Source organism: Brucella sp. NBRC 113783 (genome assembly GCF_040372265.1).
GTDB lineage: Bacteria > Pseudomonadota > Alphaproteobacteria > Rhizobiales > Rhizobiaceae > Brucella > Brucella teleogrylli.
In genome coordinates this window covers 619,465-635,126 of record NZ_BAABRX010000002.1, presented here as the reverse complement: position 1 = coordinate 635,126, position 15,662 = coordinate 619,465, and the positions used below count along the sequence as shown (strand labels likewise).

The window sequence follows — 15,662 nt, the reverse complement described above, 5'->3', positions numbered from 1 at the left end:
TAGATTTTCTTTCCAAGTTCAATCGTCTGTATGAACGCTTTGCAGGTGCAGGGCGGTGGGGATGGGTCTAATGCGAAAAATTTTTCTCTATGCGGCTGTCGCGCTCGGTCTGGGCGCAGCGCCGGTCAAGGCTGAAGAGCCGAAGGAAATCCTGAACGTTTCCTACGATATCGCCCGCGAGCTTTATGAGCAGGTCAACAAGGCGTTCATCGCCGACTGGAAGACGAAGACCGGTGATGAGCTGACCGTCAACCAGTCGCATGCCGGTTCGTCCAAGCAGGCCCGCTCCATTCTGGAAGGCCTTGAAGCCGATGTGGTGACTTTCAATCAGGTGACCGATGTGCAGGTTCTGCACGACAAGGGCGATCTGATTCCGGCGGACTGGCAGAAGCGCCTGCCGAACAATTCGTCGCCTTATTACTCGTTTCCGGCGTTTCTGGTGCGTGCGGGCAACCCGAAAAACATCAAGAACTGGGATGATCTGGCCCGCGACGATGTGAAGGTGGTTTTCCCGAATCCGAAGACCTCGGGCAATGCGCGCTATACCTATCTGGCGGCGACCGCCTATGCGAAGGAAGCCTTCAACAACGATGACGCCAAGGTGCGTGAATTCGTCGGCAAGATCTTCAAGAATGTACCGGTTTTCGACACGGGCGGTCGTGGCGCGACGACGACCTTTGCCGAGCGCGGTATCGGCGATGTGCTTGTTACATTTGAAGCGGAAACCCGTGGCACGCAAAAGCAGCTCGGTGCGGATAAATACGACGTTGTCGTTCCGCAAGTCAGCCTTTTGGCCGAATTCCCGGTCACGGTCGTAGACAAGGTGGTGGACAAGCGCGGCTCGCGCAAGATCGCGCAAGCCTATCTGAACTATCTCTATGCGCCGGAAGGTCAGGAGATTCTCGCGCAGAACTTCAACCGCGTGCATGACAAGGCGGTCATCGAAAAGCATAAGGATATCTATCCCGATGTGCGTCTCGTGACGGTCGAGGATGTCTTCGGCGGCTGGGACAAGTTGCAGAAAGAGCATTTTGCCGAAGGCGGCGTGCTTGATCAGCTCTTCACCAAGAAGTAAGCGGTTATTTAGCTCATATGCAGGAGCGTGCGGCGACGTGCGCTCCTGCCGTCATATGGAATGATTCAGTGTCGCTTCTCAGCATGAAACGCAATTCGGTGTTGCCGGGGTTCGGTCTGACCCTCGGCTGCACTTTGTTTTATCTGACGGTTATCGTGGCTCTGCCATTGCTTGCCATGATCATGAAGACTGCGAGCCTCGGCTGGAGCGATTTCTGGTCCATCGTCACCTCCGACCGCGCGCTGGCCACCTATCGCATCACGCTCGGCACTGCGGCACTGGCAACCGTGTTCAATGGTCTGTTCGGGCTGCTGCTGGCATGGGTTCTGACGCGATATGAGTTTCCCGGCAAGCGTCTGATGGATGCGGCCGTCGATCTGCCTTTTGCGCTGCCCACGGCAATTGCGGGTCTGGCACTGGTGACGGTCTTTGCACAGAACGGCTGGTTCGGCCAGTTTCTGGAACCGCTCGGCATCAAGGTCGCCTATGCGCCGCTCGGTATTTCCATCGCCATGGCGTTCACCAGCATTCCCTTTGTCATCCGCACGGTGCAGCCGGTGCTGGAAGATATGAGCGCCGATGTCGAGGAAGCCGCGCGCAGCCTCGGCGCAAAGCCATGGCAGATTTTCGCCCATATCATCTGGCCGACGATCTTCCCGGCCTTTCTAGCGGGCGCATCGCTGTCGTTTGCGCGCAGCCTCGGCGAGTTCGGTTCCATTGTTTTCATTTCCGGCAATCTGCCATTCGAAACGGAAGTGACATCGCTTCTGATCTTCATCCGGCTCGACGAATATGATTATCCAGCAGCGGCAGCGCTGGCCTTCGTCATGCTGGTTACAGCATTCCTGATGCTGCTCATCACCAATCTCATTCAGGCAAGGCAGCTTCGTTATGCAGAGCGCTAGTGTGGCGCGCAACGCGCCGGGGGCCGTTCGCAGCCTGTTGATCTGGCTGGCCAGCATTCTGTCCATCCTGTGCATCGGCGCGCCGCTGGCGGTCATTTTCGCTTATGCGTTCAGCAAGGGCGCGGGCGCGTTCTTTGGCGAAATCCTGAAGCCCGATACGCTGCATGCGATCTGGCTGACTGTGCTGGTCGCCATCGTGGTCGTGCCGATCAATATGGCGTTCGGCGTCTGTGTCGCCTGGCTGGTGACGAAGTTTCGTTTTCCGGGACGCAGGCTGCTGATTACCTTTGTCGAGATTCCCTTCTCCGTCTCGCCGATTGTGGCGGGCGTGACCTATCTCTTCCTCTATGGCTCGCAGGGCCTGCTCGGACCTTTGCTTGAAAGCTATGATCTGAAGATCATGTTCACGGTCCCGGCGATCTTTCTGGTTAGTCTGTTCGTGACCTCGCCCTTCGTGGCGCGGGAATTGATACCGCTGATGGAAGTGCAAGGCAGCGACGAGGAAGAAGCGGCGATGACGCTCGGCGCCAATGGCTGGCAGACATTCTTCTATGTCACGCTTCCCAATATCAAATGGGCGCTGCTCTATGGTGCGGTGTTGTGCAATGCGCGTGTGATGGGCGAATTTGGCGCGACCTCGGTGGTTTCCGGCGCTATTCGCGGCAAGACGAACACTTTGCCGTTGCAGGTGGAGCTACTGTTCAATGACTATAATGTCGCCGGCGCCTTTGCTGCGGCTTCCACACTCGCATTGATTGCCGTTCTGACGCTGGTTTTGAAATTCCTGCTGGAGCGCAAGCAACACGCTTGATGCCGTGCGTCCGAAAGGACGCACGGCGCGCGAGCGGTCAGGCGGCCAGTTGGGCAGCTTGGGAGGATGCTGCTGTTTGTGGCTCCCTTTGCAGGGAAGAGGCGAGAATGACGCCTTCCGGCCAGCGGCTGAACCCGCTCGCGACATTGATGTGACCGGCATGGCCAAGGTCGACGAAGCCCGAACCCCAGACATTCGCCAATGCCTCTGCCTTGGCAAAGCGCATATAATCGTCATTGCGGCTGGCGACGACGATGGACGGGAAACCCAGCTCATGGCGCGGCAACGGCGCGAAGCTCTGGAAGCGGTTGTCCCTGGAGGCCATGGTTTCCGCATCAGCCGGGGCGACCAGAAGTGCGCCTGCTACGTGGGCAGCAGCCGGACGGCTTGCCAGATGGGCAACCAGCACACAGCCGAGGCTATGGGCAACCAGAACCGCGCCGGGATTTTCGGCCAGTTTTGCTTCGAGCGCATGCATCCAGTCGGATAGCACTGGATAATGCCAGTCGTCCTGTTCAACCAGTAATGCTGACGGATCGTCATGCAACCATTGGCGCTGCCAGTGGCCTGCTTCCGATCCCTTGTAGCCGGGGATGATAAGTGTCGCAGGCATGCGTTGTTTCCTTTTCAAGCAATTGCAGCAAAAGTGCAAAGCGGTTTTGCGTTCGCAATTGCGATAGAGATCAGAGCCTTGGGAGGGCTTTTCTGTTTCGCTTTTCGTCCCGATATCGAGGCGACTTGCGAAGCAGTTTCCAAAATAGGCCCTGAAACCCGCAACTTTAAGGAAAAGGAATTCAAATTCAGGCGGATAAGTGAAAATTATTCTCCGCCTGAATGGGGTCTCACTTATTATGCTTTTCGTTCCAGCGCAGCAGGAACTGCGATTTCTCGAAAACCAGCACCACCACCAGCGACATGGCGAAGGGGATCAGGAGATAGAGCAGGCGGAACACAATCAGTGCTGCCAGCACATCCGCCTGATGCATATCCGGCAGGCCGGTCAGGAAAACCAGTTCAAGCACGCCAAGGCCGCCCGGCGCGTGCGAGATAAGCGCTGCCGAGAAGGAGACGAGGAAAATGCCGAGCACGATCAGGAAGCCCGGATTGCCCGCTTCCGGCAGCGCGAAATAGATGATGCCCGCAGCGCCGATCAGCTCCAGCGGGGCCACGATCAATTGCTGCACGACAACCGACATGCGCGGATATTCCAGTCGGAACTTGCCGATCTGTAGCGGACGCAGCTGCATCCAGCTGCCGAAGACATAGAGCAGCACGAAGGCCAGCATGATCACGGCAATGACCATGGCCACGGTGGGTGTCAGATCTTCGTTGAAGCGCATGAGGACATGCGGCTCAAGCAGCAGCACGACACTTGATGTGATGATGACACCGAGAATGAATGTGAATGAGCAAAACGCGATGAGAACAGCAATCTCGCTGCCGGGCATGCCTTGCGAGGAATAGGCGCGGTAGCGAACAACAGCGCCGGAGACGACCGATGCGCCGATATTGTGCGACAGGGCATAGGTGGTGAAGGAGCAGAGCGCGATGAAAAGCCAGGAAATCTTGCGTCGCAAATGGAGAAGCGCGATACGGTCGTAACCGGCAAGCGAGCTATAGGCGAGAAGGGCTGCCGCCGCTGCCAGTACCCAGTGATGTGCGCGAATGGCGTAGAGGCTGTCCAGAACATCGTCGAGCGATATGCTGCGAAGTTCCCGATAGAGAAGCCAGACTGAAACGCCCACAGCACAGACACCGATGACTGGCCAGATATAATCCTTTGCTTTCATTAACCGATTACCGCCCCTTCAATTTTCATCTGTGTTCCCCCTTATATAGCCTGTGCTTCGCCATCAGCGGCAGTCACAGAACTGTCGTCCTGTGCCTGAATATGCCGCTGTGGCTGCCGGGCAGAAGCATTGCCGCCCGTATTCGAAACGTCTGCGCCGATTGCCTTGGCCATTGCCTTTGCAATTTCCTCTTCGCCAAGAATGACGGCGGTTGCACCAAGATCGGTCAGATATTGTGCTTCGGCCTGCGAACTGGCCTGCGCGACGATGTGAATATCCGAGTTGGCCGCATGGGCCAGAGCGGTTGCGCGTCCTGCCTCGAAGGCATTCGGAATCGCAATGACCAGATTTTTGGCAAGCCCCGGATTCGCCGCATTCAATATTTCGGTATCGGAGGCATTGCCCGCAATAGCTTCGATGCCTTTTTCCCGCAAAGCGGTGCAGATTTTCGGCGAGTCATCGATGACGAGGAACGGCATCGCATGTTCCTGCAAACTGGTGGCCAGCCTGCTGCCGATATGTCCGTAGCCAGCAATGATCGTGTGGCCGGTCAGAAGCGTGTGAGGCAATGGTTCCGGTTCGGAAACATCGATGGCTGCGCTGCCCGTTGGTTCGTTTGCTGCTTCGCTTGCGCTGCGCTTTTCGATCCAGGGCCGCATCCGTTCCGCGACGATGAACATCACCGGATTGAGGAAGATGGAAAGGATTGCGCCAGCGAGAATCAGATCGCGTCCGGCGGGTGGCAATAGATTGAGGCTGACGCCAAGCCCGGCGAGAATGAACGAGAATTCGCCGATCTGCGCCAGACTTGCCGAAATCGTTAGCGCCGTGCTGACCGGGCGGCGGAAGGCCCGGACGATAAAGAAGGCCGCTACGGATTTGCCGATCAGGATGATCGCAAGCGTGGCCAGAAGGGGCAAGGGGTCTTTCAAAAGGCTCATCGGGTCGAACAACATGCCGACCGAAATGAAGAACAGCACTGCGAAGGCGTCGCGCAAGGGCAGGGATTCTTCAGCTGCGCGGTGACTAAGCTCGGATTCGCTCATCACCATACCGGCGAAGAATGCGCCGAGTGCGAAGGACACGCCGAAGAGATGCGCCGCGCCGAAAGCCACACCGAGCGCAATGGCCAGAACGCCAAGACGAAACAATTCGCGCGAGCCGGTCTGTGCGACGACGTTGAGAAGCCAGGGAATGACCTTGCGCCCGACCACCAGCATCAGGGCGACGAACAGAACCACCTTGGCGATGGTCAGGAGAATGATGCCGCCAATGCCGAGGCCAAGCCAGGCCGCAAGCGGGTCGCTTGCTGCGGCACTGGTCGCGCGTCCCGTGACACTGGCGACGGCGGGCAGCAGGACCAGCGCCATCACCATGGCGAGATCTTCAACGATCAGCCAGCCGACGGCAATGCGGCCGCGTTCGGTGTCGATCAGGCGGCGCTCCTGCATGGCACGCAACAGAACGACGGTACTGGCGGTGGATAGCGCAAGGCCGAAGACCATGCCTGCTTCAACGTCCCAACCGAGCGCAAGGCCAAGGCCGGTGCCAAGGGCGGCCGCGGTGGCGATTTGCGCCAACGCGCCCGGAACGGCGATGGCTTTAACGGATAGCAGGTCTTTCAGGGAAAAATGCAGACCGACGCCGAACATCAGCAGGATGACGCCGATTTCGGCGAGCTGCAAAATGAGGTCCTGATCGGCAACGAAACCGGGTGTGTGCGGACCGGCAATAACGCCAGCCAGAAGATAGCCAACCAGTGGAGAGATTTTGAGGCGGGTGGCTACAGCACCGAAGATGAAGGCAAGGCATAACCCGATGACGATTGTCGCTATCAAAGGCGTGTCATGGGGCATAGGGTGCCGTTTCCCTCTGTTTTAGCATGTCCTTGTCCCAAAATCGGTTTCCACTTTCGGGGAACATGCTTCTGTCAATTCATTGTGGGAGCCGGGCAAGACGGAAATCCTGCCCGGCGATTGGATTACTTCTGCGCGATGGCCTTTTCTTCAGCAGGCTTGTGAGCCTCCTTGTGGTGCTGCCACCAGTCGCCCAGCAGAAGCAGGATCGGCGCTGCGATGAAGATCGACGACGACGTCGCAATGACGATACCGAACAGCATCGGCACGGCGAAATTATGGACGGCGCTGCCGCCCCAGATCGCCATCGGGAACATACAGAGGAATGTCACCAGCGATGTGTAGATACAGCGCACGAGCACCTGATTGATACTCATGTCGATGATCTCGCGCAGCGGCTTCGACTTGTAGAGGCGCATGTTTTCACGCATGCGGTCATAGACAACCACCTTGTCGTTCACCGAATAGCCGATGATCGTCAGGAGAGCAGCGATTGCCGTCAGGTTGAAATCGAGCTGCATCAGCGCGAAGAAGCCGACGATCTTGGTCGTATCCAGCACAAGGGTTATGATCGCGCCGAGCGCGAAGAACCACTCGAACCGCCACCAGAGATAGACCAGCATGCCGAGTGCGGAGAGCACGACCGCTATGAAGCCGGAACGCGCCAGTTCGCCGGAGACTTTCGGTCCCACGACTTCTGTTCGTTCGATCTTCACGCCCGGATCAAGCTCGGTAACGGCTTCGCGCATCTTGTTGACAGCAACCGTCTGCGCTTCCTCGCCACCATCCTGACGCTGGATGCGGATGAGCACTTCATTCGGGCTGCCTGCGCTCTGGAGCGCCACTTCACCCAGTTCCAGCGAACCGAGCTTGGCGCGAAGCTGCGCAAGGTCGGCGGGCTGCGACGTGGTGATTTCGGCCTGGATACCGCCCTTGAAGTCGATGCCGTAATTGAGGCCCGGCTTGAAGAACAGCACAATCGAGGCAATCGACAGCACGATGGACACGCCGATACCGGCGAAGCGCGCGTTCATGAAGCGGTAGTTGGTGCCTTCCGGCGCAAACTTCAGGATCGGCTCGATATGCAGAACCTTCAGCTTGCGACGACGCACGAACCAGCCCATCGCCATGCGCACGAGCGTCACGTCGGTGAACATCGAAATCGCGATGCCGAGCATCATGGTGATGGCGAAGCCGCGAACCGGGCCTGTGCCGAACATGAACAGAAGCAGCGTCGAGATCAGCGAGGTGACGTTAGAGTCGACGATGGTTGCAAAGGCGCTGTGGAAGCCCTTGTCGAGCGCCGCCATCGCGCCGAGGCCTTTACGCGTTTCTTCGCGGATACGTTCGTTGATGAGAATATTCGCATCGACCGCGATACCGATACCTAGAATAATACCGGCGATACCGGGCAGGGTCAGCGTGGCCCCGATGAGGCTCAACGCGGAGAAGGTCAGCAATGTGTGCAGAAGAAGCGCCACATTGGCGATCATGCCCCAGAGGCCGTAAAGCAGAACGATGAACACGGCCACCAGCGCGAAGCCGATGATGCCGGTGACAAGGCCCATCTTGATGGCGTCGCCGCCAAGGTCGGGACCGACGGTGCGTTCTTCAATGACAGTCAGCGGCGCGGGCAGGGCGCCTGCGCGCAGCAGGGCGGACAGAACGACAGTGTCCTGAACGGTGAAGCTGCCGCTGATCTGGCCCGAACCGCCGGTGATCGGCTCACGAATAACCGGTGCGCTCAAGACCTTGCCGTCGAGAACGATGGCGAAAGGACGGTTCACGTTCTTCGTGGTGATATCGGCGAACTGACGTGCGCCAAGGCTGTCGAAACGGAAGGAAACGATCGGCTCATTGGTGCGCTGGTCGAAACCGGCGCGGGCATCGGTCAGGCGTTCACCCGAGAGCGCGATCTGGTCTTCGATCGGATATTTGATATTCGCATCCTTGGAATCCGGCATGATCGTCACGCCCGGAGGCGGCGTATCGTTCGGATTGACATCGGCGACCATGTGGAAGCTCATCTTCGCCGTGCTTCCGAGAAGCTGGCGAAGCTGAGCCGGGTCCTGGAGGCCCGGAAGCTGAACCACGATACGGTCGGAACCGACGCGCTGGATCGACGGTTCGGCAACGCCGACCTGGTCAACGCGCTGGCGGATGATTTCGAGGCTCTGCTGCAGTGCTGCGTCGAGGCGGTAATTGAAGCCCGCTTCGGTCAGCGTCAGGCGGACCTGATTATCGGTCGAGTTGACGTCGATATCATTGATCGCCGTGCCGAAACCGCTGGTGTTGACCTGCGAGATGAGCGTGCGAAGCGCCGTTTCCGCCTTGGCGCGCTGGTCGGCATCGGGAATTGCCACGATGACGGCATCGCCCACGGCGCGGATCGACTGCGGCTGGATGCGCTCAGCGCGCAGCTTGCTGCGGGCATCGTCCAGCAGCGCACGCAGGCGGTCCTTTTTAAGGCCGGCTGCGTCCACTTCCAGCACGAGATAGGAGCCGCCGCGCAGGTCGAGACCGAGCGTCACCTGACGCTTCGGGAACCAGGATGGCATCGCATCCAGCTGTTTTTGTGTGAAGAAGTTGGGCAAGGCGATGATAAGCCCGATCACGACGATCAGGCTGTACAGCGCTACGACCCATTTCGAAGTACGCATGGATTGTGGTTCCGAGTCTGCGCGTCATCTCAAAATCCCGACAGGCTGACCGGAATGGAAAGCCACAATCTGTGTGGGGGCGGATGACGCTGTTTTACGTAAAAGTGTTGGGGACTGGAGAAAGCCAGTCTTCCGATGGTGCCTATTATGCGCTTACAGGAGGTGCGCGGGCAAAACCAAAATATTGCTGGGCAGCCGTAAAATGCTGAAAATCGCGCCCGGCCTCTGCAGATTTCGCATTGGCAAAGGGATGACCGGCTCGGGCAACGGCGAGTGCCGTGTCACCACCCAGCGGAAAAGCTGCTTTGATTTTCGCGGCCATGGCTTCGACGAGAATGGCGCGCATGGGCTGCGGTGCGGGTGCCGATTGCTGCCGGACAGGAGCTGTCGGCGTGCTTTCAGCCTGTCTGGCGGCAAGCATTTTATGAAGGCTGCGAGATGTATCGTCGCCAGTCTTGTCGTTCAGTGCAGAGAAGTCCACGGCGAACAATAGTGCTGCAAAAGACAGCACGCATGCCATCAACAGCATGAAACCATGCTGTCTATGCTGCCCTGTGCTGTTCATGCCTATCATAAAACTGCCCAGACTTTCGTTAGAGTCTCGCTCAGGATTCGAGCCAGTTTCTGCACTGTTCACGAATCCTCATTAGCCATTTGTGCCGGTGCGAACAAGGAAATACTGGCGTTTTGCCGTGGTTTCATTGTCGCCTCGCAACAAGTGGCGGGCGAAAAGCACCGTTCATGCCATTGGGGAGCACGTGGGATTCTCTCTTGCAACCTGCCTTGCTTCCGTTCTACGGCGCTTTATGTTGAAACAGTGATCTTCATAACGGCAGATTTGAAATTGGCCCATTTATCGACGTTTCGGTTCGTTGCATTTTCTCTTTTGATTGGCGCGCTTTCGTTGGGCAGCATAGCGCCCGCCAGCGCACAGGATAACAAGCCGCAAGCGCAGCAGGCTCCTGCCAGTCAAGCGCCTGCCAGCCAGTCGAACGATGGTGCTCAGGCAGCGCCGGAAGATGGCGACCAATCTCAGCCGCCGGTATCGGCCATCGTGCAGCAGCAAAAGCCGATCATTGACGATCTGAAGCAGCAGGCCGACAAGCTCAAAGAACAGCTGCAGAAAGCTGAAAACAGCGACGAAGCGCTGGCAAACCTGAAGCTTCAGTTCGACGCACTGTCCAAAAAGCTTCTTGATGCGGGTGTCGCCTTTCGTCCACGACTGACCGAGATCAATACGCGTCTGGAGCAGCTTGGCCCCGCGCCATCGGGCGATGCGACAGAGCCGGGTATCGTGACGGATGAGCGCAAGCGCCTCACCGCCGAAAAGGCGCTGATTAACGCGATGATCGGCGACACGGAAGATACCTCGCTCAGCGTCAACCAGATGTCGGCGAAGATCGGCGATCTGCGTCGCGACCTTTTTGCGAAGACGCTGTCGCAACGCGTCAATCTCGATACCGCGCTCGGCACGGAGGTCGCTTCAGCGGCGAATAATCAGGTCATATCGCTGTGGCGCATCATCCAGTCCTGGTGGCGCTTCGTCGTCACCTTCAAGCTAAACTCGTTCCTGGCAGCAGCATTTTTCGCATTCGTCGGTGCGCTGGTGATCCAGCTCGGTGCGCGGCGTTTGCTTGGTACGCTATATCAACGAGACCCGACCATCGAGTCGCCGTCCTACCTTAGCCGCCTTCTGGTCGCCTTCTGGTCCACGGTCATTCCGTCTGCAGCACTCGGCGTCTTTCTGGCGACGACCTATTTTTTCCTGAACTATTTCAATGTTCTAAGAACGGACGTTGCGTCGATATTGGAATCGCTGTTCATCGTCCTCGGTCTCGTCTTCTTCATTCATCGTCTGGCCGCTGCCTGTATCAGTCCCGACATGCCGCAATGGCGCCTCGTACCGGTCGCGCCGCGTCCGGGGCGGATTCTGGGCTTGCTGATAACCGCGACAGCGCTGACGACGGGCGTCGATTCTTTTATCGGTACCGTCAACAAGCTACTGTCGTCGCCCTTGTCGCTCACCATGGCCCAAAGCCTGCTGGCGACTGTCATGGTGGGCATTCTCATTCTGGCAATCGCCTTCCTGAAACCCGTAGTGCGGCGGGATGACGAGCGCGTGCGGTCATGGCCGCGTCTCTTCAAGATATTTCTGATCATATTGGGATTGCTGCCCATTCTGGCCGCCCTCTTCGGCTATATCGGCATGGCGCGCTTTCTGTCACAGCAGATCGTCGTGACCGGCGCTTTTCTGGTGACGATGTATCTGGGCTTCCTGACGGGGCGCGCCATTTCCGAAGAACAGGCATTTGCGTCAAGCAAGGTCGGCGCGAGCTTGCGCGAGCGTTTCCACTTTGACGATGCGACGCTCGACCAGCTGGGGCTTGTCGCAGGCATTCTCATCAATCTAGTCGTAGCACTGATCGGCATTCCGCTGGTGCTGATGCAGCTCGGCTTCCAGTGGGCCGAGCTGAAAAATGCATTCTTCAAACTGATGACCGGCTTTGAAATCGGCAATATGTCGGTTTCGCTGATGGGGCTGCTCACCGGCATTTTGCTGTTCGTCATCGGCTATCTGCTGACGCGCTGGTTCCAGAACTGGCTCGACAACAGCGTCATGGCGAGGGGCCGCGTCGATTCCGGCGTGCGCAATTCCATCCGCACGGTGATCGGTTATGTCGGTCTCTGTCTCGCCGCCCTGATGGGCGTCTCGGCGGCCGGGTTCAATATGTCCAATCTGGCGCTGATCGCCGGTGGTCTTTCACTTGGTATCGGTTTTGGTCTCCAGAACATCGTCCAGAATTTCGTTTCCGGTCTCATTCTTCTGGCGGAACGCCCGTTCAAGGTCGGTGACTGGGTGGAAGCAGGCACGGTCAGCGGCATCGTCAAGAAGATCAGTGTGCGCGCAACGGAAGTGGAAACCTTCCAAAAGCAATCGATCATTGTGCCGAATTCGACGCTCATCAACGGCAATGTCGGCAACTGGACGCATCGCAACAAGCTTGGCCGCATCGATATCAATGTTCAGGCTTCCTATACGGAAGACCCGCGCCGTGTGCACACGCTGTTGCTGGATATCGTGCGCGGCCATCCGTCCATTCTCAAGAATCCAGAACCGTTCGTCGCTTTCCAGAGCATGACCGATTCACTGATGGTGTTCGACATCTATGCGCATGTCGCAGACATCACTGCGACCGGCGGCATCAAGAACGAGTTGCGGTTCCAGATCGTGGAGCGCTTCCACGAAGAGGGGCTGCATCTGTCGTCGTCTTCGACCGATCTCGTGCTGGGGCTGCCGGAAATCGAAAAACTTTCCGAGATCATGCAAAAGGCGCCGACAGCGTCGCCAAAGAAGAAGGTGCGCGAAGAGAAGGCAAAGGCAACGGACGACAACGACGATAAAGCGTGATCACGCCTCGTTCAGTTGCAGTTCAGTTTTGTCCTTTTATAAAAGAGCTACGAACGGCGGGTCGTTCATCGAGGATGGAAGCAAGGCTTGCTTCCATCAGGGTTGTAGAAGCGGGAGCGGTGGAAACACCGAAACGATATGAACGTAATTCAGATCAACAAGTTTGCTACGATCGGTCTTGGCGCAGTCGTCATGCTTGCCGCTTCCATGGGCGGTTCTTACGCCGCCAAGATTTCCAACAAGGACAGCGCCGCGCAGACAATCGTGGTCACCGAAGGTGCTTCAAAGCGCGAGATGGTTGTGGCGCCGGGCGACACTGTCGATTTCTGCGCCGCAGGCTGCTTCGTCACTTTTCCGAACGGCGACCGCGAAGCGCTGACCGGTGATGAGACGATCACCATCACCGGCGGCAAGGCGACGCTGAAATAAGTCTGCCGCATTATTGAATTGAAAAAGCCGGGCGTTGTGCCCGGCTTTTTGTTGGCCTCACCGCTGGCTCAACTGCGCGGCTTGAGGTTTTCCGGGTCGTAAAGCGGCTTATAGCCAACAGACGCTACCTCGACCGGATAGGTTTCGCCGAAATATTCGACGGTCAGCTTGCGGCCTTCCTGACAATGGCTCCATGGCAGATAAGCAAGCGCGATATTCTTGCCGATGGTCGGGCCGAAAGCGACCGACGAGGTGAACGAGCGGCGGCCCAGTTCATCGACCAGCGTTTCGCCGGTTTCCGGCTCCATGACCGGCATGATGCCGACCGGGAAACGGGCGACGCCCTTCGAATCGATATTGTCGGTCATGACCAGCGTGCAGAGCATAGCGGGCTGATGTTCCCGGGCGCGATATTCGACATGTTTGGCCTTGCCCCGGAAATCGGCCTCCTTGACCTTCGGGCGCGCCAGATCTGCTTCAAGGAGATTATACTCGGTCAGCAGGTCGGCGTTCTGAAGGCGCAGGCTTTTCTCCATGCGGCGGGTATTGGCATAGGTTTCGACACCCACGGCAATCGTGCCGGTGGAGCGCAGCGCATCCCAGACGGCGAGGCCATCTTCATAGCGCATATGCAATTCCCAGCCCTGTTCACCAACATAGGAAATGCGGAAGGCGGTCACGTCCTTGCCCGCAATCCTGATCGGCTTGATCGCCGCAAACGGGAAGTTTTCGGCATTGAGACCGTCAGGATTCTCAACGACTTTCTTGAGATTTTCGCGGGCATTCGGGCCCCAGATGCCGATGGTGACATATTTCTCCGTCACATCGGTGATGGTGACGTCAAAGCCCTTATCCTCGGCCACGCGGCGCATGTAATGGAAATCGCGGGGGCCAGCATCGGCACCGTTGATCATGCGGATGCGGTCCGCCATGCGTATTGCCGTGAAATCGGCGCGCACCATGCCTTCATCGTCGAGGAAATGCGTATAGATGCCCTTGCCGATATTGGCGTCGCCGCCGATCTTGGCCGCACAAAGCCATTCCATCAGCTCGACATGGTCCGGGCCTTCAATGTCAACAATCGCGAAATGTGAAAGATTGATGATGCCGCAATTTTCGGTCAGTTCGAGATGCTCGGCATTGGAAACGCGCCAGAAATGGCGGTTGTCCCATTCATTTTCACGCACGGGTACGCGGTTGCCGTATTTTTCCAGCAGGTGTTCATTGGCGGCATAGCCATGCGCACGCTCCCAGCCGCCGAGTTCCATGAAATAGCCGCCAAGCTCCACTTCGCGTTCATAGAAGGGTGAACGGCGGATATTGCGGCCCTTGGAGAAAGGCTCACGGGGATGCACCGCCGGGTTATAAACCTTCATTGCCGTTTCGGTGCAGCGATCCCAGATGAACTGTTCGGTCATCTGGTGCGGATAGAAACGGGAATAGTCGATGGCGTGATGGTCGATGGATGTGCGGCCATCGGTCATCCAGTCGGCAATAAGCTTGCCCATGCCGGGGCCGTCCTTGACCCAGATGGCCACCGCATACCAGAGGCCGCGCACCTTCTGGCTTTCACCCATGGATGGGCCGCCATCGGTGGTGACTTGCAGGAAACCGTTGAAGGAATGGCTTTCATTATAGCCAAGCTCGCCGAGGATCGGGGTCAACTCGATGGCGCGTTCGAGCGGTTCCAGAACCTGTTCCATATCGAGGTCGCGCTGCGATGGCGAAAGGCGCGCTTCGTGCTTTTCCAGAAGATCACGCGGGTGGCAGAGGCGCGGATTGGTCTCTTCGTAATAGCCCCATTCGATCTGGCCACCTTCGGCGGTCTTCGGATCGCCGGTGTCGCGCATATAGGCCGAATTGCCCTGATCGCGCATCAACGGCCAGCCGATTTCCTTGCCGGTGCCTTCGAATTCATTATAAGGACCAAAGAATGTCAGCGGATGGTCAATCGGCATGACAGGCAGATCTTCACCGACCATTTCGGCAATCAAACGTCCCCAGAGGCCAGCGCAGATCACCACATAATCGGCTTCAATCGTGCCGCGATGGGTGACAACACCCTTGATGCGACCGTTTTCGACCAGCAGCGACTGGGCGGGTGTATTGGCAAAGCTCTTCAACTTGCCAGCGGCTTCCGCCTGATCGATCAGTTTGCCAGCAACCGTCTGCGAACGTGGGATGACCAGACCGGCATCCGGGTCCCACAGGCCGCCCTGAACCATGCTTTCTTCGATCAGCGGAAATTTTTCCTTGATCTCTGCCGGTTCCATCAGGCGGGCGCGGGTGCCAAACGCCTTGCCCGATGCGACCTTGCGCTTGATTTCATCCATGCGGCCATCGTCGCCCACACGCGCAACTTCAATTCCGCCGACGCGGGCGTAGTGCCCCATCTTCTCGTAGAAATCGATGGAATAAAGCGTGGTCCAGCAGGAGAGGAAATCGTGGCTGGTTGCATAGCAGAAATCCGACGCGTGGGCTGTCGAGCCGATATCGGTCGGAATGCCCGACTTGTCGATGCCGACGATGTCGTCCCAGCCCCGTTCGATCAGGTGGTGCACGACGGATGCCCCGACGATGCCGCCGAGCCCGACGATTACGACCTTCGCCTTCTTAGGAAACTCTGCCATTTTATGTGACCCTGGTTGGTATTTGACAGAACCATAATCGCTGACGGGGCAGGATATTTGCCTTTATACGACATATTCGCTGCCTGACACGACTGCG

At 57.8% G+C, this 15,662-nt stretch carries 10 protein-coding genes and 1 pseudogene; 5 read left to right on the top strand and 6 right to left on the bottom strand.

The genetic code is table 11. The annotated features are described in order from the left end of the window. The first annotated feature begins 70 nt into the window (after positions 1-70). From ABWW11_RS08425 to cysW, 3 genes are all read left to right on the top strand, one after another. Positions 71-1,075, top strand: a complete 1,005-nt coding sequence (locus ABWW11_RS08425) for a sulfate ABC transporter substrate-binding protein (protein ID WP_109369310.1) — start codon at positions 71-73, stop codon at positions 1,073-1,075. Positions 1,076-1,158: 83 nt separating this feature from the next. Beyond that, positions 1,159-1,980, top strand: coding sequence for a sulfate ABC transporter permease subunit CysT (gene cysT / locus ABWW11_RS08420; protein WP_109370257.1), 822 nt, complete (start codon positions 1,159-1,161; stop codon positions 1,978-1,980). After that, positions 1,967-2,791, top strand: a complete 825-nt coding sequence (gene cysW, locus ABWW11_RS08415) for a sulfate ABC transporter permease subunit CysW (protein ID WP_109369309.1) — start codon at positions 1,967-1,969, stop codon at positions 2,789-2,791. The genes cysT and cysW overlap by 14 nt, the downstream gene beginning before the upstream one ends. A 37-nt stretch (positions 2,792-2,828) precedes the next feature. Here cysW and ABWW11_RS08410 read toward each other — a convergent pair whose 3' ends face one another. From ABWW11_RS08410 to ABWW11_RS08390, 5 genes are all read right to left on the bottom strand, one after another. Beyond that, on the bottom strand, positions 2,829-3,404 hold the full coding sequence (locus tag ABWW11_RS08410; RefSeq protein ID WP_109369308.1) for an alpha/beta hydrolase: 576 nt from the start codon (positions 3,402-3,404) through the stop codon (positions 2,829-2,831). A 229-nt stretch (positions 3,405-3,633) separates the two neighbouring features. Beyond that, positions 3,634-4,581 (bottom strand): lysylphosphatidylglycerol synthase domain-containing protein, encoded by a 948-nt coding sequence (locus tag ABWW11_RS08405; protein WP_109369307.1) that lies wholly within the window; start codon positions 4,579-4,581, stop codon positions 3,634-3,636. Between the two features lie 41 nt (positions 4,582-4,622). Continuing rightward, positions 4,623-6,437, bottom strand: a complete 1,815-nt coding sequence (gene ybaL, locus ABWW11_RS08400; RefSeq protein WP_109369306.1) for a YbaL family putative K(+) efflux transporter — start codon at positions 6,435-6,437, stop codon at positions 4,623-4,625. A 125-nt stretch (positions 6,438-6,562) separates the two neighbouring features. Continuing rightward, complete coding sequence (secD, locus tag ABWW11_RS08395; protein WP_109369305.1) at positions 6,563-9,097, bottom strand: protein translocase subunit SecD; 2,535 nt, start codon at positions 9,095-9,097, stop codon at positions 6,563-6,565. 145 nt (positions 9,098-9,242) lie between these two features. Continuing rightward, positions 9,243-9,671, bottom strand: a complete 429-nt coding sequence (locus ABWW11_RS08390) for a hypothetical protein (RefSeq protein ID WP_109369304.1) — start codon at positions 9,669-9,671, stop codon at positions 9,243-9,245. Between the two features lie 270 nt (positions 9,672-9,941). Between ABWW11_RS08390 and ABWW11_RS08385 the strand changes: the two are divergent. After that, positions 9,942-12,429 (top strand): annotated as a pseudogene (locus tag ABWW11_RS08385) (mechanosensitive ion channel domain-containing protein); the annotation flags it as partial. Between the two features lie 215 nt (positions 12,430-12,644). Continuing rightward, the gene (locus tag ABWW11_RS08380) at positions 12,645-12,935 is read left to right on the top strand and encodes a hypothetical protein (RefSeq protein ID WP_109369303.1); all 291 of its coding nucleotides are present in this window, start codon (positions 12,645-12,647) and stop codon (positions 12,933-12,935) included. A gap of 68 nt (positions 12,936-13,003) precedes the next feature. Here ABWW11_RS08380 and ABWW11_RS08375 read toward each other — a convergent pair whose 3' ends face one another. Further along, on the bottom strand, positions 13,004-15,565 hold the full coding sequence (locus ABWW11_RS08375) for a GcvT family protein (RefSeq protein ID WP_319080322.1): 2,562 nt from the start codon (positions 15,563-15,565) through the stop codon (positions 13,004-13,006). Positions 15,566-15,662 lie beyond the last annotated feature (97 nt).